25 protein-coding genes are annotated in these 26,740 nt (G+C 57.6%); 8 read left to right on the top strand and 17 right to left on the bottom strand.

The annotated features are described in order from the left end of the window. Positions 1 to 53 precede the first annotated feature (53 nt). Genes AC2FID_RS02035 through AC2FID_RS02050 form a run of 4 tightly spaced genes read right to left on the bottom strand, consistent with a single transcriptional unit; the run spans position 54 to position 3,534 of the window. Positions 54 to 635 carry a retropepsin-like aspartic protease family protein gene (locus AC2FID_RS02035; RefSeq protein WP_058273802.1) on the bottom strand — a complete coding sequence of 194 codons (582 nt, stop codon included), beginning with the start codon at positions 633 to 635 and terminating at the stop codon, positions 54 to 56. 39 nt (positions 636 to 674) lie between these two features. Further along, a complete protein-coding gene (locus AC2FID_RS02040) occupies positions 675 to 1,298 on the bottom strand; it encodes a MarC family protein (protein ID WP_113788965.1) in 624 nt (207 codons plus the stop codon). Further along, a complete protein-coding gene (locus tag AC2FID_RS02045) occupies positions 1,295 to 1,687 on the bottom strand; it encodes an ACT domain-containing protein (RefSeq protein ID WP_282151031.1) in 393 nt (130 codons plus the stop codon). The genes AC2FID_RS02040 and AC2FID_RS02045 overlap by 4 nt, the downstream gene beginning before the upstream one ends. Next, on the bottom strand, positions 1,684 to 3,534 hold the full coding sequence (locus AC2FID_RS02050) for an ABC-F family ATP-binding cassette domain-containing protein (RefSeq protein WP_496835167.1): 1,851 nt from the start codon (positions 3,532 to 3,534) through the stop codon (positions 1,684 to 1,686). Before AC2FID_RS02050 ends, AC2FID_RS02045 begins: the two co-directional genes overlap by 4 nt. Positions 3,535 to 3,642: 108 nt before the next feature. Between AC2FID_RS02050 and AC2FID_RS02055 the strand changes: the two genes are divergently transcribed. Both AC2FID_RS02055 and ndk read left to right on the top strand, forming a co-directional pair. Beyond that, a complete protein-coding gene (locus AC2FID_RS02055; protein WP_496835132.1) occupies positions 3,643 to 4,845 on the top strand; it encodes a multidrug effflux MFS transporter in 1,203 nt (400 codons plus the stop codon). A 114-nt stretch (positions 4,846 to 4,959) separates the two neighbouring features. Beyond that, positions 4,960 to 5,382 carry a nucleoside-diphosphate kinase gene (ndk, locus tag AC2FID_RS02060; protein WP_058273797.1) on the top strand — a complete coding sequence of 141 codons (423 nt, stop codon included), beginning with the start codon at positions 4,960 to 4,962 and terminating at the stop codon, positions 5,380 to 5,382. A gap of 57 nt (positions 5,383 to 5,439) precedes the next feature. On the opposite strand, the gene AC2FID_RS02065 is transcribed toward ndk, so the two are convergent. Next, positions 5,440 to 5,787, bottom strand: a complete 348-nt coding sequence (locus AC2FID_RS02065) for a TfoX/Sxy family protein (protein WP_108858818.1) — start codon at positions 5,785 to 5,787, stop codon at positions 5,440 to 5,442. A gap of 162 nt (positions 5,788 to 5,949) precedes the next feature. On the opposite strand from AC2FID_RS02065, the gene AC2FID_RS02070 reads away from it, so the two are divergent. The 3 genes from AC2FID_RS02070 to AC2FID_RS02080 are packed head-to-tail and all read left to right on the top strand — an operon-like array spanning position 5,950 to position 8,687. Next, complete coding sequence (locus AC2FID_RS02070) at positions 5,950 to 7,464, top strand: CHAD domain-containing protein (protein ID WP_496835170.1); 1,515 nt, start codon at positions 5,950 to 5,952, stop codon at positions 7,462 to 7,464. A gap of 3 nt (positions 7,465 to 7,467) precedes the next feature. Continuing rightward, a complete protein-coding gene (locus AC2FID_RS02075; protein ID WP_496835171.1) occupies positions 7,468 to 8,223 on the top strand; it encodes a ParA family protein in 756 nt (251 codons plus the stop codon). After that, entirely contained in the window at positions 8,220 to 8,687 is a 468-nt protein-coding gene (locus AC2FID_RS02080; RefSeq protein WP_496835173.1) for a CYTH domain-containing protein, read from the top strand. Before AC2FID_RS02075 ends, AC2FID_RS02080 begins: the two co-directional genes overlap by 4 nt. Here the strand turns inward: AC2FID_RS02080 and AC2FID_RS02085 are convergent. From AC2FID_RS02085 to AC2FID_RS02125, 9 genes are all read right to left on the bottom strand, one after another. Then, positions 8,684 to 10,054, bottom strand: a complete 1,371-nt coding sequence (locus AC2FID_RS02085; protein ID WP_496835175.1) for a sensor histidine kinase — start codon at positions 10,052 to 10,054, stop codon at positions 8,684 to 8,686. The genes AC2FID_RS02080 and AC2FID_RS02085 overlap by 4 nt on opposite strands. Then, positions 10,047 to 10,727: a response regulator transcription factor gene (locus AC2FID_RS02090; RefSeq protein WP_058273791.1), complete on the bottom strand. Its 681-nt coding sequence runs from the start codon at positions 10,725 to 10,727 to the stop codon at positions 10,047 to 10,049. The genes AC2FID_RS02085 and AC2FID_RS02090 overlap by 8 nt, the downstream gene beginning before the upstream one ends. 181 nt (positions 10,728 to 10,908) lie before the next feature. Then, positions 10,909 to 12,351 (bottom strand): Do family serine endopeptidase, encoded by a 1,443-nt coding sequence (locus AC2FID_RS02095; protein WP_282168459.1) that lies wholly within the window; start codon positions 12,349 to 12,351, stop codon positions 10,909 to 10,911. A 756-nt stretch (positions 12,352 to 13,107) separates the two neighbouring features. Further along, positions 13,108 to 13,707, bottom strand: coding sequence for a nucleotidyltransferase family protein (locus AC2FID_RS02100; RefSeq protein WP_496835177.1), 600 nt, complete (start codon positions 13,705 to 13,707; stop codon positions 13,108 to 13,110). Positions 13,708 to 13,738: 31 nt separating this feature from the next. Next, positions 13,739 to 16,156: a GcvT family protein gene (locus tag AC2FID_RS02105; protein ID WP_496835179.1), complete on the bottom strand. Its 2,418-nt coding sequence runs from the start codon at positions 16,154 to 16,156 to the stop codon at positions 13,739 to 13,741. Between the two features lie 203 nt (positions 16,157 to 16,359). Then, complete coding sequence (locus AC2FID_RS02110) at positions 16,360 to 17,670, bottom strand: HlyC/CorC family transporter (RefSeq protein WP_058273787.1); 1,311 nt, start codon at positions 17,668 to 17,670, stop codon at positions 16,360 to 16,362. Positions 17,671 to 17,733: 63 nt separating this feature from the next. Next, entirely contained in the window at positions 17,734 to 18,687 is a 954-nt protein-coding gene (locus AC2FID_RS02115) for a tyrosine recombinase (RefSeq protein ID WP_058273786.1), read from the bottom strand. Between the two features lie 2 nt (positions 18,688 to 18,689). Continuing rightward, a complete protein-coding gene (locus AC2FID_RS02120; protein WP_496835182.1) occupies positions 18,690 to 20,213 on the bottom strand; it encodes a hypothetical protein in 1,524 nt (507 codons plus the stop codon). Then, positions 20,203 to 20,352 (bottom strand): hypothetical protein, encoded by a 150-nt coding sequence (locus AC2FID_RS02125; RefSeq protein ID WP_170557697.1) that lies wholly within the window; start codon positions 20,350 to 20,352, stop codon positions 20,203 to 20,205. The genes AC2FID_RS02120 and AC2FID_RS02125 overlap by 11 nt, the downstream gene beginning before the upstream one ends. Before the next feature lie 79 nt (positions 20,353 to 20,431). On the opposite strand from AC2FID_RS02125, the gene AC2FID_RS02130 reads away from it, so the two are divergent. Together AC2FID_RS02130 and aroB are read left to right on the top strand one after the other, a co-directional pair. Further along, positions 20,432 to 21,019: a shikimate kinase gene (locus AC2FID_RS02130; protein WP_496835184.1), complete on the top strand. Its 588-nt coding sequence runs from the start codon at positions 20,432 to 20,434 to the stop codon at positions 21,017 to 21,019. Continuing rightward, positions 21,020 to 22,132: a 3-dehydroquinate synthase gene (gene aroB / locus AC2FID_RS02135; protein WP_496835186.1), complete on the top strand. Its 1,113-nt coding sequence runs from the start codon at positions 21,020 to 21,022 to the stop codon at positions 22,130 to 22,132. On the opposite strand, the gene AC2FID_RS02140 is transcribed toward aroB, so the two are convergent. Both AC2FID_RS02140 and ssb read right to left on the bottom strand, forming a co-directional pair. Further along, positions 22,133 to 23,203 carry a site-2 protease family protein gene (locus AC2FID_RS02140; protein WP_496835188.1) on the bottom strand — a complete coding sequence of 357 codons (1,071 nt, stop codon included), beginning with the start codon at positions 23,201 to 23,203 and terminating at the stop codon, positions 22,133 to 22,135. It abuts the gene before it with no gap. Positions 23,204 to 23,221: 18 nt separating this feature from the next. Further along, the gene (gene ssb, locus AC2FID_RS02145) at positions 23,222 to 23,734 is read right to left on the bottom strand and encodes a single-stranded DNA-binding protein (RefSeq protein ID WP_496835190.1); all 513 of its coding nucleotides are present in this window, start codon (positions 23,732 to 23,734) and stop codon (positions 23,222 to 23,224) included. 207 nt (positions 23,735 to 23,941) lie between these two features. On the opposite strand from ssb, the gene AC2FID_RS02150 reads away from it, so the two are divergent. Further along, complete coding sequence (locus tag AC2FID_RS02150) at positions 23,942 to 24,523, top strand: lytic transglycosylase domain-containing protein (RefSeq protein ID WP_113788946.1); 582 nt, start codon at positions 23,942 to 23,944, stop codon at positions 24,521 to 24,523. A gap of 62 nt (positions 24,524 to 24,585) precedes the next feature. On the opposite strand, the gene AC2FID_RS02155 is transcribed toward AC2FID_RS02150, so the two are convergent. Then, on the bottom strand, positions 24,586 to 26,673 hold the full coding sequence (locus tag AC2FID_RS02155; RefSeq protein WP_496835155.1) for a dipeptide ABC transporter ATP-binding protein: 2,088 nt from the start codon (positions 26,671 to 26,673) through the stop codon (positions 24,586 to 24,588). Positions 26,674 to 26,740 lie beyond the last annotated feature (67 nt).

A 26,740-nucleotide genomic window follows, 5' to 3' on the forward strand; every position in this document is an offset into this window, starting at 1 on the left:
GGCTAGCATGTTCTTAGTTTGTTCTCAATTGTGGAATTGCGGCAATGGATGCCTTAGCGAGACAAAAGCAGGCGGCCATTGGCAAACTGGATATTCGAGAACCGATGCAGGTAATCCATACCCAGCAAGGATTTGTCCAATTCCCCTTCGTTTACCCAGGCCGAGATATTCTGGTCCGTGATTGGCCCCAATGCCAGCGTGTCCAGGCGCACTGGCGCGGTCCGCACAACGCCATTGGCCGTGTTTGCCCGGCCGAAATAATTCAACTGATCGGGATCAATGCCAACACGTTCGGCGTCCCGCGAGCTTAAGACAATCTGGCTTGCGCCGGTGTCCACCAGAAAGGTGATCGGTTCTCCGTTCACATCAATGGGCAGATAATAGTGCCCGTCGGAGGCGCGCGGAACCTCTATGGTCTGGCCGGTGACAGTCATTTGCGGGGCAGGGCCAACAGTGGTGCGGATGTCTTCCCACAGGCCGACAACGGCAATGACACCGATAAAGATAAAGACCCACGCCAAAGCCTGCTGCAGCGTTTTGTTCAGAGACTGGCGGTTTTGTGCGACAAACCACGCCACAACGGCCGTACCAAGCACGGCCAGATATACCAAACGTCCAATGTTGTCGCCGTCCATAGCGCTCCTCACCATATTCTCTGAAAGATATATGGGGTTTTACGACGCAAAACCAAAGGCCTTGAGGCCGTCCAGGATGAATTGAACCGACAACGCCGCCAGCAGCATCCCCAACAGCCGCGTCAATACGTTCAGGCCGGTTTTGCCCAGCAAACGCGCAATCAAGCCGCCGGACAGGAAGAAGGTCAAAACCACAGCCATGACGGCCAGCATGACGATACAGGCCTCGACAATGCCAAGAATGCCCGGGTGCTGTCCGGCCAGCAGGATAATCGTCGCAATTGATCCGGGACCGGCGACCAGCGGAATGGCCAGCGGGAACACGGACGGGTCGTGGTGTTCCTCTTCTTCCTCGACCCGGTCTTCACGGCGTTTGGTGCGGCGTTCGAACAGCATGTCCAATGCTGTAAGGAACAACAACGCGCCCCCGGCGACCTTGAAGGCCTCAATCGAGATACCGACAAAGCCCAGCACAGCTTCGCCAAAGGCGGCAAAGGCAATGAGTATGCCAGAGGCCACGGCACAGGTGCGATAGGCCGTCCGGCGACGGGCGCGGGCGTCCATGTCCTGAGTTAACGCCACAAAAATCGGCGCTGTGCCAAAGGGGTCAATCACCACGAACAGGGTGGTGAAGGCAGTGATGAAAAAGGCGAGGTCGATCATTTGCCGGCACCTTGTTGGAGGTCTAACAGAACGGCCACAGCTTTTTCCGCCAGATTGCTTGGAACATAGACGTGGTCGTGGTGATACCCCGCGACCATGTTTGCCGGAATTCTACTTTGGGCAAGAGCATCGGACACAGCGGCAGTCAAGCCAACGCCTTCTAGTGAGGAATGAATCCGCAGGGTGATGTACTTCATACTGATGGCGCCAGCGGGTGCTGCGTCGATTGGCACGATAAGGGACAGTCCTTCGGCCTCCATGCAACTGGCCCGCGTCCCTTCGGGCCAGGCTTTGTCATGCGGCCAAACGACAAAGGCAAATTCCCCGTCCTGAAGTTCAGGGCGCATGCCTGCGATCATGGCAGTCGTTTCGATTACGGGTTTCGTCATGTCGCTTCGGCCTTTTCCAGGCGTTCGGCCGCGACGACCCAAAGCGCCTCGGCTTTTTGCATGGCTTGGACCACTTCGGCAAATTTCCGGTTCCACGTTGCAAGATCGTTTTTCCTGCCGTCCTCGTAAAGCGCAGGATCTGCCAGCTTGGCCGACAATTTATCGTGCATATCCGTTAGCTTCTCGATCCGGTCCTCGCATTTGCGAAGGTCCGCCCGCAGGTTCAGCACTGCCTCGCGCGAAGGGCGCTTGGGTTTGATCACTTGCGGTTTCTCTTTGGCCGGTTTGTCGCGTCCCAGCAGCATGGTGCGATAGGTCTCAAGGTCTCCCTCTAAGGGTTTGACCGTTCCGTCCGAGACCAGCCACAGATGGTCCGCGACCAGCGACAATAGGTGCATATCGTGGCTGACCAGAACCACCGCACCGGAATAGGCGGTCAACGCCTCGACCAATGCCTCACGGCTTTCGATATCCAGGTGGTTGGTCGGTTCGTCCAGGATCAACATATGCGGCGCGTCGATGGTGGCGATCAGCAGCGACAGGCGTGCCTTCTGGCCGCCCGATAGACGACCAACTTTAGTTTCAGCCTGATCCGCGTTCAGCCCGAACCCGGCCAGACGCGACCGCCACTTGCCCGGCGCCTCGTTCGGGCGCAGGCGTCTCAGATGGTCCAGCGGCGTTTCGTCCACATAAAGCTCATCCACCTGATGCTGCGCAAAATAACCAATCCGCAGCTTGTTGCTGCGGGTCATCTTGCCAGCCATCAAAGGCAGGCGATCGGACAGCAGCTTGGACAGGGTCGACTTGCCCTGACCGTTCTTGCCCAGCAGCGCGATCCGGTCATCCTGGTCAATACGCAGGTTCAAGCGGCGCAGCACCTCGGTTTCACCATAGCCCGTCACGCCGCCTTCAATCTGAATGATCGGCGGGGACAGCTCTTCTGGCTCTGGGAAGGAGAATGCGCGCAGAGCGGCCTCTTGAGGGGTTGAAACCAGCTGAATGCGCTCGATCATTTTCAAGCGTGACTGGGCCTGAACCGCCTTGGATGCCTTGTAGCGGAAGCGATCCACGAAACTCTGCAGATGGGCGATCCGGGCCTTGGCTTTCACGTTCTCGGATTCCGCCTGTGCCAGCCGTTCAGCGCGGCGTTCGGCGAATTTGTCATAAGGAACCGCGTAGTAGGTCAGCTTGCGGTCTTCCAAATGCAGGATCGACCCCACCGCGCGGTTCAGCAACCCGCGGTCGTGACTGATGATGATGACAGTGTGCGGATACTTCGCAAGATAGCTCTCCAGCCACAATGCACCTTCAAGGTCCAGATAGTTGGTCGGTTCGTCCAGCAGCAGCAGATCGGGCTGAGAAAACAGCACCGCCGCCAACGCCACGCGCATCCGCCAGCCGCCCGAGAAATCGGAGCAGGGGCGCAACTGGTCGTCATCATCAAACCCAAGACCTTTGAGGATTGAGGCCGCGCGCGCTTCGGCGGACCAGGCGTCGATATCTACCAGGCGGGTCTGGATTTCGGCGATACGTGTGGGATCGGTCGCGGTGTCGGCCTCGGCCATCAACGCGCTACGCTCGGTATCGGCGGCCAGAACCGTGTTGATCAGTGACACTTCCGAAGAGGGCACCTCTTGCGCCACTCCGCCAATCCGGGCCCGCTTCGGGACATTGATATTGCCTGATTCCAGAGCCAATTCGCCCCGGATCAATCGGAACAGGGTTGTCTTCCCCGTGCCGTTCCGCCCCACAAGGCCTACCTTGTGGCCGTCGGGAATAGTCGCACTGGCCCCATCGAACAGGGGGCGGCCTTCAACCGCGTAGGTTATGTCTTGAATCCGTAGCATGACGCGCTCTTAGCAGAGCCTTCTTGCCGCCGCCAGCAGCTTGATATGTTCAATATCCAGGCAATGTGTTAGCGCTGATCCGGTTGGCATTACTCGACGGTTTTCATCATGCGCGCGGCTCAGACGCCCCCTTCTTTGGTCACTTTGATCTTCGCCACGGCGTTGTCGGTGCTGTCGTTGAACATGTTCCTACCGTCGCTTGCGAGGATGGCCGAGGGCTTTCAGGTCGACTACGGACTGATTAACTTGTCAGTCGCCGGGTATCTGGCGGTGTCCGCCGTGTTGCAATTGATCATGGGGCCGTTGTCCGACCGATATGGTCGCAGACCGATCCTGTTGATTTGTATGGTATTTTTCACAGTGGCCTCCGTTGGCTGCGTATTGGCCGAGTCGATCTGGATATTCCTCGGTTTCCGTCTGCTTCAAGCAGCGGTGGTGGCCGGACCCGTGCTGTCCAGCGCCTCAATCCGGGATCTCTATGCCCCGAACGAGGCCGCCAGCAAACTGGGCTATGTTGCGATGGCAATGGCTTTAGCACCGATGCTTGGCCCAATGCTGGGCGGCGCACTGGATATGCTGTTCGGTTGGCGAGCCGGGTTCATTTTGTACTCGGTCCTGGGGGCGGGGATGCTGGTGCTCTTGTGGGCGGACATGGGTGAGACAAATGCGAACCGATCCGCAACATTCTCGGCTCAGTTAAAGGAATACCCACACCTGTTTCGCGCGCGTCGGTTCTGGGGTTACGCGCTGTGCGCGGCATTCTCGATCGGCGGGTTCTTCAGCTTTATCACCGGTGCGCCACTGGTCGCCGCGGTCTGGTTCGACCTGAGCCCTGCCATGCTGGGTCTGGGGATCGGAATTATTACCGGCGGCTTCATGGTGGGCAATTTCATCACCGGGCGTATCGCAGCACACACGAAGCTGACGACGATGATCCTGATCGGTCGGGTCGTTGCCTCTATTGGGCCTTTCTGCGGGTTGCTGTTGTTCACAGCAGGTCTGGGTTCAGTCTGGGTATTCTTCGGCTCGGCCATTTGCGTGGGGTTTGGTAACGGACTGACGAATGCCAACGCCTCGGCCGGGGTAATGTCCGTGAGACCCAATCTGGCAGGCAGCGCCGCGGGGCTTTCCGGGGCACTAATCGTGGCGTTGGGCGCAGTTCTGACCTTGATGACCGGCGCGTTTGTTAGCCCTGAAAATGGGCCCTTTCTGGTGTTGGGCATGATGTTCGCCAGCAGCTTTGTCGGATTGCTTGCGGTGCTTTACGTTCGCCGGATCGACGCGTCAGAGCCCTTGCCGGACACAATCTGATCGCCAAGACCCACTGGCGCAATCATTCCACTTTTCATGAGGCACATACCGTGTTAGGCGGCGCGCGATGGATTTCGGCGCGTACCTCGCGCCATATAGTAAGGAGAGGCCGATATGGCACTGGAACGCACATTCTCGATCATCAAACCTGATGCAACCCGTCGCAACCTGACTGGCAAGATCAACGCCAAGTTCGAAGACGCTGGCCTGCGCATCGTTGCGCAAAAGCGCATTCACATGACCAAAGCTCAGGCTGGCAAGTTCTACGACGTACACGCCGAGCGTCCGTTCTATGACGAACTGTGCGAATTCATGTCCTCCGAGCCGGTTATCGTTCAGGTTCTGGAAGGCGAAGGCGCCATTGCCAAGAACCGCGAAGTCATGGGCGCAACCAACCCCGCAGACGCAGCACCCGGCACCATCCGCGCGGAGTTCGCTGAATCGGTTGGCGAAAACTCGGTCCACGGTTCGGACGCGCCTGAAACTGCTGCGGTTGAAATCGCATACTTCTTCTCGGGCATCGAACTGGTCGGCTAATCCGCCGTCAGACGAAGTTCAGGGCCGTATCCCATTGGGGGTGCGGCCTTTTTCGTTTCAGACCTCTTTAAGATCTTTCGGTGCAACGCGTATGCCAATTGCATCCAGATCAGAAATCATCTGGGTTTCCGGGGCGGTACTAACGCTGGATTTTATTGCGTCGAACTTTACGCGCAGCGCCTTCTTTTCCTCGCCCTTGCAGTCGTTCCAGGGGCGCCCCTGCAATCCCATCACCAGCACGTAGTATCCGATGAAATGCGGCCGGGTGCCCGCCTGTAATAGCCGTGCATAGGCTTCGTCCGGCCCCAAATCGCGCAATTCCTGCGCAGAATGAATACCCGCGCGTGCGCAGGATTGCTCAAAAGCCGGGCCGAGATTGCGGATCGATGAAACAGGATCAGACATACCCCCGTCTTAGCCAAATGCCCGGACAGAGTCATTCGGTTGTTCGAGCAAAACCAGATGTTCCGGTCATTGCTGTTGATCAACAGAGTTAGTCGTTGATCGGATCGCAGGAATATGAATTCATGATCACGTACTGGATCCTCGGTGAAAGGGACGCTCTTAATGGCTCGGGTCAAAAACTGTTTTGTTATCCCGGGCACATTCGATGAGGCGGGTTTTACAAAATCTTTGAAAGAATTGGCATTGCGGTTCGAGGCCGCTGAATCTGCTGGAAATTTTGATATTCTGGATTGTCATGACCAATCCCTTAGGGCATCTGTCAAGATTTTGATCCAAACTGATGGGTCATTGTTTTTGTTGCGCGGCGGTAGAGCCGAAACTCAGCGATGCAAGGGTAAGGGCAAGTTCGTGCAGGAATTGCCAGACGGACCCGTCAAAGCGGGTCTAGCGGGCTTTCCCAAGTTGCGCGCGTTGATGAGCGTCGGGACGGGCAGAGCCGCGCACCGATCATTTGCCATTCTGGGTGACCTGCAAAAGACACAAGTGCGTGGCACGATGATGTTGATGTCCTCGGATCAGGGGCAGGTAACTGTTGTTACTGTTCAACACATGCGCGGATATGACCGGGCGTATAAGACTGTTTGTGAAAAGCTGACGAAATTGGAGGGTGGTAAAAGCAAGGCTAAGCCATTGTTCGACTGGTTGTTTCCCGACGCGACCATATACAAGGCCAAGCCCGAAATCCGCGTTAGTAAACAAGAGCCATCAATCGAGGTCGCCACCGACATCATTCGCACCTATCTGGCGGTCGCGCGCCAGAATGAGGTGGGCGTGATCGATGATATCGATACTGAATTTCTGCATGACTACCGCGTTTCTCTGCGCCGCGTGCGATCTGTGATCAGCCTGTTCAAGGGGGTGCTCTCGCCCGAACAAACCGCTGCATTAAAGCGCGAGTTTTCCGGTCTGATGGAACCCACTGGTCGCGTACGGGATTTGGACGTCTATCTGTTGGAAAAAGACAGTTACTTCAATCTGATACCGCCGAACCTTCATGAAGGTGCCGTGGCCATGTTTGCGCAATTCGAAAAGGAGCACAGCCAAGCACTTGACCGTCTGTCCCGGCGCTTTCGGACGCAGAGCTATGACAATCAGATGAAAAAGTTGACCGAGCTTTTCGCTGATCCGACAAACCTGCAGCCTGGCCCAAATGCAGATCGGCCTGCCTATGAATACGCGCGCGCCCTGATCTGGAAGCGATATCGCAAGGCCTGCAAACTGGCGCGCGGCATTACGCCAAACACGCCTGACGAAGCTGTGCATAATCTGCGGATCGACTGCAAAAAACTGCGTTATCTAATGGAGTTCTTTGCGCCTTTGTTCGACGCAAAAGCATTTAAAACGATCATCAAGCCATTGAAAAAGCTGCAGGATAATCTAGGCCTGTTCAATGATTTCTCAGTCCAACAAGAGGCGCTTCTGAATTTTGTGAAACAGCACACCAATATGCAAGGCCGCGCTGATGCGCAGTTGGCCTTGTCCGTGGGCGGGCTGATTTCTGTTCTGGATCAGCGCCAATTGGCGGAACGTGACCGTGTCATCGCAAGTTTCAAGCATTTCGACAGCCCGGACATCCGGCACCTGTTCCGCAGTTTGTTTCATCGAAAGGAGGGCTGAGGAATGAAGATCATTGCCTGTTACAGCAACAAGGGCGGAGTGGGTAAAACCGCGACCTCGGTAAATCTGGCCCGTGCCTATGCAGCAGCGGGGCACAAAGTTCTGCTGTGCGATCTGGATCCGCAAGGGGCATCCGGGTTCTATCTGCGCGTCAAACCGTCAAAAAAGCTGACAGATGCAAGGTTCTTTGAGGATGTCGCGCGGTTCACCAAGTCCATTCGCGCCAGTGACTTCGAGGGGCTGGACGTGCTGCCAGCAAACATGACCTTTCGGGATTTTGACGTCTTCCTGTCACGGATGCGGAACACGCGGTCGCGGCTGAAAAAAGCGCTGATCTCGGCGGGCAGCGATTATGAGGTGATCATTCTGGATTGCCCGCCCAACTTTTCGACCCTGTCGGAAAACATCTTCAAAGCGGCCGATCAGATTGTGGTTCCGGTCATCCCGACGACCCTGTCTGAACGGTCTTTCGATCAGTTGGTCGGGTTTTTTGATGCCAACAAGTTGTCGAAGAAAAAGCTGACGGCATTCTTTTCCATGGTGCAACAGCGCAAGACCCTACACCTTGAGACTATGGATGCGATGCGAAGCCTTTATCGCAAGCGTTTCCTGCACAGCTCAATCCCGTTTGCGGCGGATATCGAACGCATGGGGCAAAACCGTGCGCCGGTCAGTGAATTCGCCCCGCGCAGCGTCGCCAGTTTGGCATACCAAAAGCTGTACGATGAGATGGAAAACGGAGTGGTTTTAAAGCGATGAGCACCGAAATTGAACGCAAGTTTCTGGTGGCGGAACTGCCCGACCTGAGCGGCGCGGATAAGGCCGTCGTCCGCCAAGGTTATCTGACTGCACCGAGCGATTCCACGGAACTGCGTCTGCGGCAGAAGAATGACGGGTACTTTTTGACACTCAAAGGCGCGGGTTCCTTGGTGCGGGTGGAACGCGAGGCCAATATCACGGCCGAGCAATTCGAAACCTTCTGGCCGGAAACCGAAGGACGTCGGGTTGAGAAAGAACGCTATACCGGAAAAATGCCAGACGGTCGGGTGTTTGAGCTGGACATCTTTCTGGGAAACCTCGCGCCGCTGCGGCTGGTCGAGGTGGAGTTCGACACAGAGGCCGAGGCACAGGCATACACGCCGCCCGACTGGTTCGGAACAGATGTGACGGCAGATAAACGTTATAAAAACAAAATGATGGCGATCAAGGGTGTGCCAATCTAGGGCTTACGCGCCAGTTTGATTGTTGCCTCAAGACCCGGGTCGCAATTGCGGGCCTCGAATGCGCCCTGATGCATGTGTGAAATCGCTGCCACTAGCGCCAGACCCAAGCCTGAGTTGCGCTCGGTCCTTGCGGGATCGAGCGTCACAAACGGCACCTGCAGGCGTGGCAAATCCTCTTCAGGGACACCAGGGCCCCGGTCACGCACGCTCAGGCAGGTGTAGGATCCGCTTTCTGACAGGGTGATCGTGATCGCCGTCTTTTCCGGGGCATAACGCATGGCATTTTCCAGAAGATTCGACAGTGCTTGAGACAGAAGCGGGCGGTGTCCCTGAACAGTGTGAGCGGTGCCCACAACTTCCAAAGAAATTCCCTGATCGGCCGCAACAGGATCATAAAGTTCGACGACGTCGCCAATCAGTTGCTGCAGGTCCACAGGTTCGAACTGTTCCCGCCCGACACCGGCCTCGGCGCGTGAGATTTCAGTCAACTGTCCCAGAACGCGCAGCACGTGGTCGATCTCGGCCGTAGCGCGGGCCACGTCGACCTCGCGGTCCAGATCACTTTTGGACGGGTCAGACAGCGACTCGATCCTTTGGCGCAGTCGGGACAGGGGGGATCGCAAGTCATGCGCGATTGAATTTGAGGTTGTGCGCAGATTGCTGATCAGTTCCTCAATCCGGTCCAACATACTGTTCAGGGTTCCGGCCACTTGATCCAGCTCATCCCCGGTTCCGCGCAAGGGCATGCGGCGGGACAGATCACCTGACACGATGTTTTCCGCCGTTCCCGCAAATTCGGACAGGCGCGTGAACACCAGCCGGGTGAAAAGCCAGCCGGTCAGAAGGCTTAGCGCCAGTGCAATGGCTAAGGCCAAGCCAACCGCGCGCAACAGCGCCCTGTCGAATTGTTGCCGCGCGAGGGCATCGCGACCAACCAGCAGGCGTTCGCCGCCGGGCAGGCGAACTGAGGCAGCCGAGATCGGCACCAACTGGTCGTTATCGGCGCGGCGAAGATCCAGATCGACCCAACCGCTGCCTGCCGTGACATCCGCAGGCCAGTGCTTGAGGTTACCGGCCAGCTTCACACCGAACCGGTCGGTCAAAAGATACAGCGCATCCCGCTCGGACGCGGTTGGAATCCTGCGTTCAATGGCTTGCAACAGCCCGAACAGACCGCGTCGTTCGTATTCATCTGCCAGGCCTGTCAGTTCGGCGGACACCACCGAGCGGGTCTCACCCTCGATACTGCGATTGGCGGTGAAGTATACAAGCCCCAGCACAATTGCCGTCAGCAACGTGCTGAGGACCATGCTGGCAAGGACGAGGCGGGTACGGGAATTATTGAACGAAAGTCGCAAGTTATCCATCGGATATCATGTAACCCGCACCTCGAACCGTTTCAATCAATGGCGGCCTGTCGCCTTCATCCAGCTGGCGGCGCAGCTTTGATATATGGACGTCGACCACGTTGGTATTCGGGTCGAAATGATAATCCCAGACACCTTCCAGCAGCATTGTGCGCGATACAACGCGGTTCTTGCGGCGCAGAAAGAATTCAAGGATCTGGAACTCACGCGGGGTCAGGGAAATCTCTTGCCCGTCGCGGGTGACCTTGCGGGTCAACAGATCCATCTCAAGATCGCGGCAGGTCAGCGTCGCGGTTTCCTCGGATTCCTGCGGGCGTCGCAACAGGGCTTCGATCCGGGCATGCAGTTCCTGGAACGAAAACGGTTTGACCAGATAGTCATCCGCACCCGAACGTAAGCCCTTGACCCGTTCGTCAACCGCACTCATCGCGGTCAGCATCAGGGTAGGGGTCTTGACCCCGGCCGCCCGCAAAGATCGGATTAGCGAAAGGCCATCAAGACCTGGAAGCATCCGGTCCAGCACAATGGCGTCAAACCCACCATCCGTGGCGTGGTACAGACCCTCGCGCCCGTCTGCGGCCTGCTCGACCACATAACCTTCCTCGCCAAAGCCCTTGGCGATGAACTCACGAGTGTCCTCGTCATCTTCGACGATCAGCAGGCGACGGCTCATATTTTGCGTTCCTTTCTAGCGGGATTTAAACACAGAAATCCGGCAAAGCACATGATTTGCTTAAATTACGTGCCGGGTGCGTTGCAGCGCACCCGGCAGTCCCGGCGGAATGCGGACAATTCAATCCGCCAGGGAGGCGCACGCCAGAAATCCCCATCAAATGGCGTACGCGGACTTCGGGTCAGGCGATTTCCACCGCCACGAAGATCTGGTTTCCGCCTCGGTTGATCAGCACCAGTGCAGGGTCCGTCTTTTCGCTGTCCAGCGCGGCTTTTAGCGCGTCAGGTGATGCGGTTTCCTGGCTGCCCAGTTTCACGATCACGTCGCCGCGTAGCAGGCCGGCCTTGGCAGCAGGGCTGTCTGGCTTCAGATCAGTGACGACCACGCCGTCGACATTCTCAGCAACGCCCATCTGAGCACGGTTGCTGTCGGTCAGCGGTGCGACGGTCACGCCCAATGCAGTGCCCGAGATACCTTCGTCCACGGATTTGTCGATCTCAGCCGAGGCGCTTTGATGCTGACCGATTGTCAGTTCAATCTGCTGTTCCTTGCCATCGCGCAGAACGGTCATGACACTGTCGGTACCAACTTTGGTTGTGCCCACAAGGATCGGCAATTCACTGCTGGAGTCGACGGCTTCGTCGTTGAAGGTCAGGATAACGTCGCCCTGTTCCAACACGCCCTCGGCCGGGCTGCCTGCGACGACATCCGACACCAGCGCGCCGGTTGAGGCGTCGATACCCATCGCTGCTGCGATCTCGGGGCTGACATTCTGGATCGAAACACCCAGCCAGCCGCGGCTGACCTGGCCGTCATCGCGCAGATCGGCCGCGATATGTTCAACGATGTTCGAGGTCACGGCGAAGCCAAGACCAACCGAACCGCCGGTAGGAGAGTAAATGGCCGAGTTAACGCCAATCACTTCGCCTTCCATGTTGAACAGCGGACCGCCCGAATTGCCTTTGTTGATGGCTGCATCGGTTTGAATGAATTCAGCGTAAGGTCCGGCCGAGATGTTGCGGCCCTTGGCCGAAACGATGCCCGTGGTCACGGTCGAATGCAGGCCAAACGGATTGCCGATCGCCACGACATCTTCACCCACGCGGATAACGTCGCTGTCACCGATCTCGACGGCCTGCAACGCTTCGCCAGCGTCGATCTTCAGAACGGCGATATCGGTCAGCGGGTCGGTGCCCACGATCTCGGCCTCGAAACTACGATCGTCGCTCAGACGGACGGTCACGGTCGAGGCATTGTCGACAACATGGTGGTTGGTGATGATGTACCCGGCTTCGTCGAGTACAAACCCCGATCCCAAGCCTTGCGATGGTCCACGCTGCGGTGCCTGAAAGCCCTCAGGCGCGCCGAAGCGCTTGAAGAACTCACCAAAGGGGTGGTCTTCTAAATCAAAATTCTGGCCTTGTCCCGGCGCTTGTACGGGTACGATGTCCTGTTCAGCGATGATGGTCACCACCGACGGCGACACGCCTTCGACCAGATCGGCCAGGGCTTCGTCGGCCAGCGAGGGCAGGGCAGTCGTGGCCAGCAGCGCTGCACCAAGGGCGGATGCGCCAACCAAGCCAGTAGCGCGTGGCAAAAGCAGTGAGGATTTACGGATGCTCATTTTAGTCTCCTGTTTATATCGCGCGATTGCAGGCGCGCGTTAACCGAGGAGATGAGGCATCAGTCTGTGAGTTTCCTGTGCTCAGGATTAAGATATCTTAATTTAGCCACAAACAGGTCGTTGTATATCGACGGTCCGCAGGGAAGCGTAGCGAATCGCTAGTCGCGAATCAGCCATTGTTGCCAATTTGAAAGTCAAATCCTGAATAATCCTGAATTGATTCAGTTTTGGTAACAAAGGGTCACTGGAAGGCCTTGGCGGAAAATCGCTCATCTCTTGGTTGTGGCGCGTTTCTACGACCTGAACAGATCAAAAGCGTATGGTCCCGATAAGGTGTATATATGCTCAATAAAGAATATGCATAACGTCCGATGTGACCTAAGATGTGCAGTTGATTGATCGTCTATAGGTAGATCTCGCTTCGGCGGGATGTTGCGCAAAAACCATTCCGAGACGCCAAAAGTTAACCGTTCTTTCCAATTTTACATTGTTTGGGCGCACCGTTTGGGTGACGATGAACTTGCCCAAGCGAAGGGGGAGCCGAAGGCACTAGGGGGTGCCAACGGCTTGTCACAGTCACTGGAAACGCTGAGCGGCATGTTAACGAGGGGGTCTTGTTTAGGTTCAGCGGCGGAATAGCCAGGGTGCCATAGGCATTTTTGGCAGCGTTTTCAGGATTGGTGAAAAGTGGTAGTCCTGTTTTGGGCAAGCGGCCTGGTCGGTATCGACTGGGCCGTTTCTATTTTGGCAGGCCGGTTATGTGGCCTTCCCGGCCCGCCAGCGTGCCCAATCCTCGGGAGTGTCCAGATCCAACAGGGCGTTTTGACCGGGTAGTGGTTGAAGATGCACTGCATTCTTATGCGCCTGCACAACGGACTGCGCGCCCTCATCGCCTGTAAGTTGCCTGAGCTCTTTGAACAGCGGACGAGCAAACACAACCGGATGGCCGGGCTTTCCTGTGGCCGTCGCCCCACGCCAGATCAAGCAATTTGGATATTCTTGGACAGACTCTGCGACCAGCTTCAGGTCACCAACTGTGATTTCCGGCAAATCTGCCAGTAAAACCATGACAGCCTCGGCATCGGCGGGCACATGCGCAAGAGCACCGCGCAAACTGGCGTTCATGCCCTCATCAGCGTCGGGTATTTCAACTGCAACAACATCCATACCTTTCAAGGCGTCCTGGCGAGGATGCGGAGCAGGCGGAAGCGCAACGATCACCGGGCCTACCTGCAACGCTGTTTGTGCGGATCGCCGTAGCAGTGGCATGCCATCGACGCTTTGCATCAGCTTGTCCGTGCCAGCCATGCGGCGGGATTGCCCGGCGGCCAGAAGGATAATGGGAATGTCTGTCATACCTTCACATAGCCGCCGTAGCCGTCTTTTGTCATCCCCGCATACGTTCACCGTCCGCGTCGAACAGTGGGGTTGAGATCACGCGCGCCTTGCGCATCTGGCCTAGTATCTCAATCTCGACCTCCAAACCGTCACGTATGCGGTCCGAGGGCAGGAAACCTATTGCGATGGATTTGCCGGCATAATGGGAATACCCGCCCGAGGTGCAGAATCCGACGACCGCACCATCCAGCCAGATCGGCTCATAGGCATTCACGTCAGCGTCGTCTGCATCCACTTCGAACGAGACCAGCTTGCGCGCGATCCCCTCGGACCGTTCAAGCTCGGCTGTGGCGCGACCGATAAAGTCGGTGTTCTTCGTGAAGGCAATAAAGCGATCCAGCCCGGTTTCAGCTGCGGTGTAATCGGGGGAAAACTCGCGCATCCACGAGCCAAAGAACTTGTCCAACCGCAGGCTCATCATCGCGCGCATGCCAAAGGGCACCATGCCGTGGGGCTGGCCAGCCTGCCAAAGGGTCCACCACAATTGCCGTTGGGCCATCGGATCACAGTAGATTTCGTACCCCAGATCGCCCGTGTAGCTGACCCTTTGAACGGTGCAGTCGGTCATACCGATGGTCATGCGACGAACATCAAGGAACCTGAGGTCCGAGATGTCCGTACGGGTACAGGCGGCCAGAACCTCAGTCGCCTTTGGGCCTGCGATCTGAAAACCGTTTAGACGATCGCTGACGTTTTCAATTGTAACGCCGTCGTCCTGATGCTGCAGGAACCACCGCATATGGAAGGCCTGGCTGCCATATGACGCCGTTAGTTGGAATTCGGTTTCGGCCAGACAGGAAACGGTGAAATCCCCGATCAACTTGCCTTTGGGAGACAGCATCGGCGTCAGCGATAGCCGCCCCGGCTTTGGGATGCGCCCAGCCATGATGCGGTCCAGCCAGTCGCGCGCACCCGGGCCGGTGATGCGATACTTGCCGAAATTGTGGACCTCGTTGATGCCGACACCATTGCGCACAGCGCGCACCTCGCGCCCAGTCGCCTCGAAGGCATCCGAGCGTCGGAACGAGGGCGTTTCGTAGCCCGGTTCGTTACCCTGCGCAAAATAGTTCGCAACCTCCAGCCCGTATTGCTGACCCCAAACCGCGCCCAGATCGCTGAATATGTCGTACATCGGGGTGGTCCGGTTCGGACGCGCGGCCGGCAGTTCTTCGTTGGGGTAGGCGACACTAAAGCGTTTCTGATAGTTCTCGATCACCTTCGGGCGCGTATAGCCAGGCCCGATCCAGTCGCCGAAGCGGGCGACATCCATGGCGAACACATCGCGTTCGGGCTCTCCTTCGATCATCCATTGCGCCAGCGTCAGGCCAACACCGCCACCCTGACTGAACCCGGCCATCACGCCACAGGCGGACCAGTAGTTGCGCATGCCCGGCACCGGCCCGACGAGCGGGTTGCCATCGGGCGCAAAGGTAAACGGTCCATGGATCACCGATTTGACGCCAGCCTCGGCCAGAACGGGGAAGCGTTTGTAGGCAAATTCGATACTGTCGGTGATCTTGTCATAATCGTCGGGCAGCAGTTCGTGGCCGAACTGCCACGGTGTGCCATCGACAGCCCAGGGTTTGCAGGGCTGTTCATAGAACCCAATACACAACCCGCGCCCTTCCTGCCGCAGATAGCTTTCGCCAGCAGGGTCCATTACATGCGGATGCTCGCCGCCAGCGTCGATGATCGCCTCGATCTGAGGGATCGAGTCTGTCACCAGATACTGGTGTTCCATCGGGTGTAGGGGGAAATAGACGCCCGCCATCGCGCCAACCTCGCGCGCCCAAAGGCCACCGGCATTGACGATGTGTTCGGCATGGATCGTACCCTTGTCGGTGACCACATCCCATGTTCCATCGGTGCGCTGGATGGTTTCGCGCACCATGCAGTGCGTTTCGATCGTAGCGCCTCCCATCCGGGCCGCTTTGGCGTAGGCATGGGTGGTCCCCGACGGATCAAGATGACCGTCCAGCGGATCATAAAGCGCGCCGATGATCCCGTCGGTGTTGGTGATAGGAGCGATCTTTTTGATCTCCTCCGGACCAACGATTTCCGTCTCCAACCCCATGAACCGATGCTTGGCGCGTTCCGCCAGCAACATGTCGAACCGATCCTGATTATCTGCCAGCGTCACTCCGCCCACATGATGCAGACCGCAGGACATGCCGGTAATCTCTTCCAGCTCTTTATACAGCCGGATCGTATATCCCTGCAGCGCCGCCATGTTGGTGTCGCCGTTCAGGGTGTGAAACCCGCCCGCCGCGTGCCAGGTCGACCCGCTGGTCAGCTCGGAGCGTTCCAACAGCATCACGTCCGTCCACCCCAGCTTGGTCAGGTGATAGAGTACGGAGCATCCAACGACTCCGCCGCCGATGACTGCAACTTGGGTTGTGAGTTTCATGCACGTCTCCTGATGCCTATGCCGTCAGTCTCAATAGGAAAGCTGCCTTTGCAATAGCTTCAGCGACGGAAAGTGTCGCGGAAGGCGATCCGGGTTCACCGCTTTCTGGCGACCCCAAACAGGAAGGGTACGGTGGTTGTCCAAAAGAAAACCGGCGTTCGGATCAGAACGCCGGTGGATTCTTGCAGTTTTTTGGGTTGTTCTCAGAGAGGTCGAACCTTCAATTCGGTGATCCGGTTGCCTTGACGTTTTGTCACCTCAAAGCGGAAGCCGTGAAAGGAAAAGACCTGACCGACGGTTGGGATCATCTGCGCTTCGTGAATGACCAGACCGGCAATGGTATTTGCCTCAACGTCGGGCAGGGACCAATCCATCGCGCGGTTGGCGTCGCGGATCGTGGTGGCCCCTTCGACCAGAAACTGCCCATCTTCGGTTCGGGTCACGGATACGTCTTCGTCGATGTCGAACTCGTCCGCGATCTCGCCCACGATTTCCTCGAGGATATCCTCAAGCGTGATCAGCCCGCGCAGCGAACCGTATTCATCCACCACCAGCGCAAAGTGGCTGTGCATCCGCAGGAATTCGCGCATCTGATCGTCCAGAGTGGTGGTTTCCGGAACAAAATAGGGGTCGTTCGCGACCTTGAGGATGTCGAATTCTTTCAGTCGGTTATCAGCGTTCTCACTGCCGTCGGCATGGGCGTACATCGCACGGAACAGGTCCTTGGCGTGGACGACACCAACGATGTTTTCCTGTTCGTCGCGAAACACGGGCAGGCGGGTGTGGCTGCTTTTCAGACATTGCTGAAGGATGGCCTCGGGCGAGGCGTCTGCATCGATCATCTCGATATTCGAGCGGTGCAACATGATCTCTTCAACCGTACGATCGCCCAGATCCAGCGCGCCAAGGATACGGTCGCGGTCTTCCTTTTCGACCACGCCTTCGGAATGTCCAAGCTGCAACGCTCCGGCGATTTCCTCGCGCACGGCCAGAATGTTGCTGTCCGGGTCGATCTGGACGCCGAACAGGCGCAGAACACCGCGTACCAGCAGGCGCACGGCTGCAACGATGGGTGAAAACACCGTCACGACGACACCGATGATCGGTGCCACGGCAGCGGCCGCCTTTTCCGAATTGGTGATCGCGTAGGTCTTGGGAAGAACCTCGGCAAAGATCAGGACCAGTAGGGTCATCACCAGCGTTGCCAGCGCAACGCCGCTTTCACCGAACAGCCGGGTGAACAACGCAGTCGCCAGCGACGCGGCAAGGATGTTGACAAGGTTGTTGCCCAACAGGACCGAGCCGATCAGCCGTTCGTTGTCGTCCGTGATTTCCAGCGCCTTTTGCGCGCCGCGTGAACCCTTGTCAGCCTGTACACGCAGCTTTCCGCGCGATGATGCGGTCAATGCCGTTTCAGAACCCGAGAAAAAGCCCGACAGGATAAGCAAAAGCAGGATGGCGCCTGTGGTAAACCAGAATGCGCCGTCGATCAGAGAAGCAGAAGAGGGTTCCATCGGTCCTTGGTTGTTCGTGATACTGCATCCGTTATGGGGGTGCGTATGCTGTGGATCAAGGGGTTAGCCGTCGTCATCGCCGTCTTTCGCCAGCGGGTGATGCTGCAACACAAGCTCTGACAGGCGTTCGTCCAAGACATGGGTGTAGATTTCCGTGGTCGCCACGTCGGCATGGCCCAGCAGGGTCTGGATCGACCTCAGATCAGCGCCATTGGCAAGAAGATGCGTGGCAAAGGCATGGCGCAGGGTGTGTGGTGTCACTTTTTCCGGCGAAACGCCACCTTCTACGGCCAGTTCCTTGACCAGCAGAAAAAACCTGTGCCGGGTCAGAAAGCCGGATTTGCCGCGAGACGGAAACAGGAACTTGGAACGCTGAGCACCGTCTGCAACCTGCTTGTCCTCGGTCTCGTCCCTGACAAGCAACCACGCCGCCAACGCATCGCGCGCCGGAGGGGACAGAGGCACCATCCGTTCCTTGCCACCTTTGCCCAGCACAAGCAGCATCCGGGGGTCACCTCTGGCCGAGGAGACCGGCAGCGAAACCAATTCAGTTACCCGCATTCCCGTGGCGTACAGAACCTCCATCAGGCAGGTGTTGCGCACCCGTTCTGCATCCTTGCGACCGGTGCGGCGCGCGGCCTCAAGCAAACGATCGACTTCGGCGACATCCAATGTTTTGGGCAGCCGTTTTTGCCGACCGGGGCCTTTGATCTGAATGGCGGGGTTAGCTTCAAGCCAACCTTCTTCAAAGGCGAACCGAAACAGTTGCTTGATCGCTGACAACCGACGTGCGCGCGTGGAACGGGACAGGCCCTGTGCGTCGCAGTCTATCAGGTAATGTTCGATTTGTTCTCTTTGTGTGTCGGGAAAACCCGTCTTTCGACGTTCCAGCCAGGCCGAGAATTCTTTCAGATCGCGGCCATAGGCTAGCAGCGTATTGGTCGCGGCCCCCAATTCGGCGGCCTGAGCTTGCAAAAAGGTGGAAATCCACAAGTCCTGCGTCGCCGGGGCCGCCACGATCAGCGGTCCTGCAGGATCAGCAAGTTCAGTGCGGCGCGGCGGGCGGTGTCCTCAAGACCCACCCGGCGCAGCGTCGCAATGGCTGCTGTCAGATCGACTAGGTTGCCGCGTGCCCCGTGTGCAAACCGCTGCATGGTCTCCAAGATCGCTTCACCCAGCTGATCATTGTTTAGCATCGTTTCGATATTCGACGGGACCGGAGCAGCCCATGCAAACCCTTGCGCAACCGCATCCGCCAGAGGCGAAGGAGAGCGCGCGCGCCCCGGATCGCCTTGCGCTAACGCCGCCAGAAAGTGATTTTCGTCGGATTGACCGGGCACAGAAAGGGCCGCTGTTTCATACAGTTCGGACAACAGCAGGATACGCCAGCGCAGCTGTTCCGCCGACGGATCCGTCAGCTCTATCTGCGACAGGCGTTCTGCGAACAATTCTGCAAAGGGTACCTCTAATCCGATCAGGCGCATTTGCGTCCACACAGTATTTAAAGCTCGGGCGATTTTGTCGGGATTGCGCGAATCCAGTGCAGACTCGAACCGTTGCACGGACGAGACCCTGTCCCAAACTGCGCCGGACGCGGCCGGAGAGCGCTCGGTATACAGACCCAGCAACTGGTTGGGGGTCAGCGCGCCAATGCGGGTCAGCCGCTCAGCCGCTTCGATCTGCGCTTTCCACCCGGCTACGTCCCGCAGGTCGGCATTCGCAAAGGCACGGGGCAGAGGGGCCGATGGCAGGCGTTCCCCGATCGCCTCAAACAGGCGAAAGGTCAGTGGGCTGGGATCATCTGGTTGCGGAAGGTATTCGGCTTCTTCAAACAACTCGGGGCTGAGAAAGCGATCCAGCACATCCAGCTCATCTGGTGGCAATATCTGCAATGCGTGCGCCGCTTCCAGCGTTAGGGCGGCTGATGGCCAGTCTCCGCGTCGGGCCTTGCAGAAAATCTGTGCGGCGTAGTCCTGTGACAGGTGTGGCTTCGCGATCAGCGACGTACAGCTGCGATCCTCGTCCCCGGTGAGCAGGGTGGCGTCAAACCAGCGCTGGAACCTTTCGCGTGTGTCGGTCGGACCGGCCAATTGGACCAGCGATTGCGCCGGGTCGGCTGCACCAAGTTGCATCAACCGGTCGATGCGGGCGAGCAGCAGGGTTTCTTCAGCACCCGAACCAGCTGGTGCGCGAGCCTCTGACAGGATCAGAGTAAACAGTAATCGCTGCATCGCGGGGTTATAGCGAACCGGCACATCGGTGATCAGCTCAGCCAGCCGGTCGGCATCACTATTCTGCCAAAGGTGCACCGGCAGGCCGGTCACCGACGACGACACAAGCCCCAACGGCTGTGACAGCGCCTCAAGCGGAGAGACTTGGATATCCGGCTGAATGCCCGTCTCCGTGACCGGTGGTTCCAACAGGACAGTCCCTGGCAGGTTTTCCGGAGGGTCCGTCAGCCAATCGATGACAGAAAGAGGAGCCTGCTGCGCCTGCGCTGATCCAGCCAGCAATAAGGCAGCCAGTGCGGCTTTATTCAACATTCAGGATTACCGGCTCTCGGATCTCGTCTTGCGGGGCCGAGAAATCCACCCCGAATATCGGACCCAAATACGCATATCCCACCAGCCCGACAAAACACAGGCAAACAATATATATCAGGAACTTGATCAGACGGCCCATTGCTCAACGCTGCCCCAATTTTGTCTTTTGCCATAGTTATAGCTGGCATTTTTCGTAAGATCACGTCATTCACGTTGAAATGAGCGAAATTAAGCATAACGCCCACACAGAAGGTACTGATGCGGTCTTTGAACTGCACAAAACCGTCGTTCTTGTTGGCATGATGGGGGCCGGAAAGACGGCTGTGGGCCGTGCTTTGGCCGCAAGGCTGGGTGTTCCCTTCCTCGACAGCGACGCCGAGATCGAATCGGCTGCCAATATGACCATCCCCGAGATATTTGAGCGTGATGGTGAACCGTTCTTTCGCGCCAAGGAAAGTCAGGTCATCGGACGTCTGCTGGACGAGGAAAAAGGCATCCTGTCCACCGGCGGGGGCGCTTTTCTTTCCGATCATAACCGCCAGATGATCACTGAACGCGGGGTTTCGGTCTGGCTGCGGGCTGACTTGAAGGTGTTGTGGAACAGGGTCAAACATAAGGACACACGGCCTTTGCTGCGCACGGCTGACCCTTATGCGACCTTGCGCGCCTTGTATGAAGCCCGCGTCCCGGTTTATGCGCAGTCAGGTCTGACGGTTGAGTCCGATGGCGAAACCTCGATTGAAAATATGGTGGACCGGGTGGTGGAGTCGATGTTGACGCGCCCCGACGTATTGGAACGGAAGTAAATGCACCAAACCGTACATGTAGAGCTGGGCGAACGCTCGTATGACGTGGAAATCGGGCCCGACCTGCTGGCACAATCCGGCACGATGATTGCACCCTTGTTGCACCGGCCCAAGGTCGCCGTTCTGACGGATGAGAACGTGGCCGGGTTACATCTGAATGCGTTGCGGGATGGCCTGGCAACAGCTGGAATCGAGATGACCTCGCTGGCCTTGCCCGCAGGAGAATCCACCAAAAGCTGGCCGCATTTCGAGCGCGCGGTTGAATGGCTTTTGTCGGAAAAGGTAGAACGCCGCGATGTGGTGATTGCCTTGGGTGGCGGGGTCATCGGTGATCTTGCGGGATTTGCTGCGGCCGTTTTGCGGCGCGGTGTCCGTTTTGTCCAGATACCGACCTCGTTGCTGGCACAGGTGGACAGTTCTGTTGGCGGAAAAACCGGCATCAACGCTCCACAGGGCAAAAACCTGATTGGGGCATTCCATCAGCCGTCTCTGGTTCTGGCGGACACCTCGGTTCTAGGCACCATGACTCAGCGGGATTTCCTGTCGGGCTATGGCGAGGTGGTCAAGTACGGCCTGCTGGGCGATGCAGAGTTCTTTGAATGGCTCGAAGCAAACGGTCCCGACGTTTCGGGTGGCGATATGGCTGCGCGCGTGCGGGCGGTGACACGCTCGGTTCAGATGAAGGCCGATATCGTAGCCCGCGACGAGACTGAGCAGGGCGACCGTGCGCTGCTGAACCTTGGGCACACTTTCTGTCACGCGCTTGAAGCGGCCACCGGCTATTCTGATCGCCTGTTGCACGGCGAGGGTGTAGCTATCGGTTGTGCACTGGCGTTTGAGCTGTCCTCTCGTCTTGGGCTGTGCTCACAGGAGGAACCGAGCCGTGTTCGGGCACACTTGCGCGCGATGGGAATGAAAACCGATCTGGCGGACATTCCCGGAGATCTGCCGGATGCCGAAGCGCTGGTTGACCTGATGGCGCAGGATAAAAAGGTCATCGACGGGCAGTTGCGGTTTATTCTTGCCCGCGCGATCGGCCAGGCTTTTGTCACTTCGGATGTCCCACGCGACGCTGTGCTGACAGTGCTGGAAGACGCCTTGGCGACGATCTGATCACCGTCCGCGGATCACCATCAGTTCACCGATGTTTTCGCGGGTGATGTAGCCGACCATTGTCCCGGCCTGCGTGCAAACTGCGACGGCGGGAGCACCCTTGTGTAGTTTCCCCAGCACGGTTTCCAGGCCTGTGGTCAATTCAACGCGCGGGATCTCAGTTTCCATGATCGAAGTTGCCAGATCGGACCGAGGTGCCTCTTGCGCCATGGCAGTGAACAGCGTGCCGCGTGCTATAAAGCCCAGCAGGTCTCCATTCGGACCCAACACGGGGAATTCGTGTTGCGTGGTGTGAATGACGGCCTGTGCGGCAGTTCCAAGCGTGTCGTTGGGCGATAGGGCGTGAAACTCGGTAATCATCGCGTCGCGGGCCAGCACCCGCCGCGCGACTGAGCGCATGGCCACATCGTGGCTCTCCGCATTGGCCGCGACGAACACGAAGACGGCAATCAAAACCAGCAGAGGGTTACCTGTGCTTAGACCGAGAAAACCAAACGCCACCGCCACGACCTGACCCGCCACAGCGGCGATACGTGTGGCTTTTACCCGGTCCATCTTCAGACATAAAAGCGCGCGGAATACCCGGCCGCCATCCATGGGGAAGGCCGGTATCATGTTAAATACGGCCAGCAACAAATTCACATAGGCCAGCCGGTTCAACAGTCCGGCACTGGTCGAATCGATCCGGGTTAGAGAGTCCAGCGTCATTCCGGCCCCCATGGCCATCAAAACGATCCAGATTACAATATTCACTGCCGGCCCGGCTAGAGCGACCCAGACTTCTTCCATAGGCTTCTCGGGCATCCGTTCGAGCCGGGCAAGCCCGCCGATAGGCAGCAAGGTGATGTCAGGGGTTTTGATGCCGTAGCGCCGCGCCATCAGCGCGTGGCCGAACTCATGCGCGACAACGCAGGCAAACAGCGCCAGAACAAAGATCAGGTTGTCGATCGCGGCAGGCACCCCGCCTTGGGAATAGGCCGCAAAGGCGACCCAGCCCAGTAACAGAAAAAAGGTGACATGGACCCTCAGTTCCGACCCCAGTACCCGGCCGAGTGAGAAGGACCATGTCATGTTTCGTCTCCGTTTGCCTTAGAACGGAATCTCGTCGTCGTCGATTCCGCCGGATGCAGGTGCAGGGGCAGGGGCGCTGGACTGTCCGCCATAGGGGTCGCCATAGCCGCCGCCCGCCTGACCACCGCCATAGCTGCCTGACTGCCCGCCGCCATAACCGCCGCCGCCTCCGCCTTCGCCGCGTGCATCCAGCATCACAAGGGTCGAGCCGAACCCCTGAAGAACAACCTCAGTCGAATAACGGTCCTGACCAGATTGGTCCTGCCATTTGCGGGTCTGCAATTGCCCTTCGAGATAGACCTTCGAGCCTTTGCGCAGATATTGCTCCGCTACGCGGACAAGCCCTTCGTTGAAGATCGCGACCGAGTGCCACTCGGTGCGCTCACGACGCTCGCCAGTATTGCGGTCTTTCCAGGTTTCGGATGTGGCGATGCGCAGGTTGCATACTTTGCCCCCGTTTTGGAAATTCCTAACTTCAGGATCGCGGCCAAGATTGCCGATAAGAATGACCTTGTTGACTGAACCTGCCATATATTTCCCCGTTCTTGTCTGTGTCGAGAGCGCCCGAATCTGGCGCAAAGTTTCTAGGCGACCCTATACGGCCTACGTCGTGGTTAAAACACAGTTGATCTGTGCAACGGTCGGCAAGAAATCCCGAAGGTTCTATTTACCATGCTTTCATTTTTGCCTGAAATACCTATACTCGTTAGGGTTCGAGAGCGAGCGGGATTGGCATAAATGCGTTTTCTAGTTGGTTGTTTTTCTGTTCTGTGCCTTGCGCTGGTTTCGGTTCCGGCTGCGGCAGAAACCCTGTCCACCAAAAACCGTAAGGATATTTTCCTCAAACAATCCAAGATTTTAGACTCGCGCGCTGCCACCCAATACCGCGGCTCTGAACGGCTGAAGCCAAAAACAGCGCAGCCAACTCAAGTCATCAAGCGATATAATGGTAAGTATCGCGGCCAATACCTGGCTTTGGCGCGGCAAGCAGCCCGGAAACACAGTGTCCCGGAAGAGTTGTTCCTGCGATTGGTGCAACAAGAAAGCGGATGGAACCCGCACGCGGTGTCTCACAAAGGGGCACTGGGTTTGGCGCAGCTGATGCCTGGAACCGCGCGTCTTTTGGGTGTGAACCCGCATGATCCGAAGCAAAATCTGGAAGGCGGGGCCCGTTATTTGTCGTGGCAGTATCGCAAGTTCAAATCCTGGCGGCTGGCGCTGGCGGCTTATAACGCCGGTCCGAAAGCCGTGGAAAAGCACGGCGGCGTGCCACCTTACAAAGAAACCCAGAACTATGTGAAAGTGATCTGGGGCGGCTGATAAACTACCAACCCAAGTCAGAAAAGAACCGGCGCTGTGGCCGGTTCTTTGCGTTTGGGCCGTTACTCGGCCGCGATTTTGATGACCGGCTCCATGCGAGCCAAAACTTCTTCGGACAGATGGCATTTGACCTGATGTCCGTCCGCCAGGGTTTTTACCGGCGGCACATCTTTCTCGCACAGCCCGCCCGGCACTTCGGATTTCCAGCGACAGCGCGTCTGGAAAGGGCACCCCGGGGGCGGGTTCATGGCCGAGGGGATATCACCATCCAGAACGATATGCGCTTTTTCAACCGACGTATCCGCGATGGGAACAGCACTCAGCAGAGCCTCGGTGTAGGGGTGATAGGGCGGCGAGAACACCTGGTCGGTGGTCCCCAGTTCGACCACATGGCCCAGATACATCACCATCACCCGGTCGCTGAGATAGCGCACAATCGACAGGTCGTGACTGATGAACAGTAAGGTTGTCTTGTGTTCGCGCTGAATCTCCATCAACAGGTCGGTCACCGCCGCTTGTACAGACACATCCAAAGCCGACACAGGTTCGTCTGCAACTACGATCCGCGCATCGCCTGCAAAGGCGCGCGCGATACCGACGCGCTGTTTCTGTCCACCGGACAACTGACGCGGCATCCGATCGGCAAAGGCGCGCGGTAGCTTCACCAGGTCCAACAATTCCAGCATGCGTTGTTTTCGCTCAGCCTCGGAATTGCCGATGCCAAAAATTTCCAGCGCGCGGATGATCTGCCGCCCAACGGTCATCGAGGGGTTCAGAGTGTCAAACGGGTTCTGGAACACCATTTGAACTTCGCCCACGGTTTTGGCATCCCGCTCTTCGATCGGCACATCTTCGATGTTGCGGTTGTCTAGCAGGATTTGTCCATCCGTGGCCGTTTCAAGCCCCATTAGAACTTTGGCAAAGGTGGATTTACCGCAACCGGATTCGCCCACAATCGCCAGCGTCTCAGATTCATGTGCCTCAAAGCTAAGTGTTTCGTTGGCCTTGACCACCTTCTTCTCACCGCCCCCGAACAACGCATTGGCGGCTACTTCATAGTATTTCTTGAGGTTGTCCATTTTCAGGACAACGCGGCCGATTTCACCTTTTTCTTTCTTGTCGGCCAAAGTGATCGGGGCGTTCCAGTCAATCTCCTTGTACTTCAAGCAGCGTGTGTGGTGCCGGTCATTGCCGGGTACAGGCTCCATCAGAATATTCTGCGCGTCGCAGCGGCCTTCTTCGAAATAGTCGCAGCGTGGGCCAAAGTTACAGCCTGACGGGCGTTCGTGGGGCAGGGGAAAGTTCCCGGGAATGGCCACTAGTGGGCGGGCGTTCTTGTCTGCCCCCGGCAACGGGATCGAGCGGAACAGCGCCTGCGTATAGGGGTGCTGCATCTCGTCGAACACATCGTGTATCGAGCCGCGCTCAACCGCCTCACCCGAATACATCACGCAAAGCCGGTCACAGGTTTCCAGAACCAGACCAAGGTTGTGCGAGATGAACAGCATCGAGGTGCCGTATTTCTTACCCAAATCCCTGACCAGCTCGACTACGGCGGCCTCAACCGTCACATCCAGTGCGGTTGTCGGTTCATCCAGAATCAACAGCGCCGGCTTCGACATCAGCGCCATTGCGATCACGATACGCTGCTGCTGCCCCCCTGAAAGCTGATGGGGGAAAGAATTCAGCATCCGCTCGGGGTCGGGCAGGCGTACGTCCGTTACCACTTCCAATGCACGGGCATAGGCCTCTTCCTTGCCGACTCCCTCGTGGATCATCGGCACTTCCATCAATTGCTTGCCGATCTTCATCGCCGGGTTCAGCGAGGCCATCGGTTCCTGATAGATCATCGCGATCTCATTGCCGCGAATATCGCGCAATTCATCCGCGCTCATCTCGGCCAGATCGCGCCCTTTGAACTTGATCGAACCGCCTACAACCCGCCCGTTCTTGCCGAGGTCCTGCATGACCCCAAGTGCCACAGTGGACTTGCCACAACCGGATTCCCCTACCAGTCCAACAGCCTCGCCGGGCTGTACGCTGACCGAAAAATCCATCACGGCGGGAATTTCCCGAAGGCGGGTGAAGAAAGAAATCGAAAGTTTGTCGATCTCAAGAATTGGGCCGTCATATTCCGCCAATTTGTTCATCTTGTATCTCCTCGCGAGAGTCCGGGGATCCCCTTCATCTGGCTAAAAATATCCTGGGGGTCCGGGG

Source organism: Ruegeria sp. CDSC068 (genome assembly GCF_059610545.1).

What these genes read in the sequence shown, in the direction of transcription:
- AC2FID_RS02035 (WP_058273802.1), bottom strand. Translation starts at nt 635, where the DNA reads ATGGACGGCGACAACATTGGACGTTTGGTATATCTGGCCGTGCTTGGT.
- AC2FID_RS02040 (WP_113788965.1), bottom strand. Translation starts at nt 1,298, where the DNA reads ATGATCGACCTCGCCTTTTTCATCACTGCCTTCACCACCCTGTTCGTG.
- AC2FID_RS02045 (WP_282151031.1), bottom strand. Translation starts at nt 1,687, where the DNA reads ATGACGAAACCCGTAATCGAAACGACTGCCATGATCGCAGGCATGCGC.
- AC2FID_RS02050 (WP_496835167.1), bottom strand. Translation starts at nt 3,534, where the DNA reads ATGCTACGGATTCAAGACATAACCTACGCGGTTGAAGGCCGCCCCCTG.
- AC2FID_RS02055 (WP_496835132.1), top strand. Translation starts at nt 3,643, where the DNA reads ATGCGCGCGGCTCAGACGCCCCCTTCTTTGGTCACTTTGATCTTCGCC.
- ndk (WP_058273797.1), top strand. Translation starts at nt 4,960, where the DNA reads ATGGCACTGGAACGCACATTCTCGATCATCAAACCTGATGCAACCCGT.
- AC2FID_RS02065 (WP_108858818.1), bottom strand. Translation starts at nt 5,787, where the DNA reads ATGTCTGATCCTGTTTCATCGATCCGCAATCTCGGCCCGGCTTTTGAG.
- AC2FID_RS02070 (WP_496835170.1), top strand. Translation starts at nt 5,950, where the DNA reads ATGGCTCGGGTCAAAAACTGTTTTGTTATCCCGGGCACATTCGATGAG.
- AC2FID_RS02075 (WP_496835171.1), top strand. Translation starts at nt 7,468, where the DNA reads ATGAAGATCATTGCCTGTTACAGCAACAAGGGCGGAGTGGGTAAAACC.
- AC2FID_RS02080 (WP_496835173.1), top strand. Translation starts at nt 8,220, where the DNA reads ATGAGCACCGAAATTGAACGCAAGTTTCTGGTGGCGGAACTGCCCGAC.
- AC2FID_RS02085 (WP_496835175.1), bottom strand. Translation starts at nt 10,054, where the DNA reads ATGGATAACTTGCGACTTTCGTTCAATAATTCCCGTACCCGCCTCGTC.
- AC2FID_RS02090 (WP_058273791.1), bottom strand. Translation starts at nt 10,727, where the DNA reads ATGAGCCGTCGCCTGCTGATCGTCGAAGATGACGAGGACACTCGTGAG.
- AC2FID_RS02095 (WP_282168459.1), bottom strand. Translation starts at nt 12,351, where the DNA reads ATGAGCATCCGTAAATCCTCACTGCTTTTGCCACGCGCTACTGGCTTG.
- AC2FID_RS02100 (WP_496835177.1), bottom strand. Translation starts at nt 13,707, where the DNA reads ATGACAGACATTCCCATTATCCTTCTGGCCGCCGGGCAATCCCGCCGC.
- AC2FID_RS02105 (WP_496835179.1), bottom strand. Translation starts at nt 16,156, where the DNA reads ATGAAACTCACAACCCAAGTTGCAGTCATCGGCGGCGGAGTCGTTGGA.
- AC2FID_RS02110 (WP_058273787.1), bottom strand. Translation starts at nt 17,670, where the DNA reads ATGGAACCCTCTTCTGCTTCTCTGATCGACGGCGCATTCTGGTTTACC.
- AC2FID_RS02120 (WP_496835182.1), bottom strand. Translation starts at nt 20,213, where the DNA reads ATGTTGAATAAAGCCGCACTGGCTGCCTTATTGCTGGCTGGATCAGCG.
- AC2FID_RS02125 (WP_170557697.1), bottom strand. Translation starts at nt 20,352, where the DNA reads ATGGGCCGTCTGATCAAGTTCCTGATATATATTGTTTGCCTGTGTTTT.
- AC2FID_RS02130 (WP_496835184.1), top strand. Translation starts at nt 20,432, where the DNA reads ATGAGCGAAATTAAGCATAACGCCCACACAGAAGGTACTGATGCGGTC.
- aroB (WP_496835186.1), top strand. Translation starts at nt 21,020, where the DNA reads ATGCACCAAACCGTACATGTAGAGCTGGGCGAACGCTCGTATGACGTG.
- AC2FID_RS02140 (WP_496835188.1), bottom strand. Translation starts at nt 23,203, where the DNA reads ATGACATGGTCCTTCTCACTCGGCCGGGTACTGGGGTCGGAACTGAGG.
- ssb (WP_496835190.1), bottom strand. Translation starts at nt 23,734, where the DNA reads ATGGCAGGTTCAGTCAACAAGGTCATTCTTATCGGCAATCTTGGCCGC.
- AC2FID_RS02150 (WP_113788946.1), top strand. Translation starts at nt 23,942, where the DNA reads ATGCGTTTTCTAGTTGGTTGTTTTTCTGTTCTGTGCCTTGCGCTGGTT.
- AC2FID_RS02155 (WP_496835155.1), bottom strand. Translation starts at nt 26,673, where the DNA reads ATGAACAAATTGGCGGAATATGACGGCCCAATTCTTGAGATCGACAAA.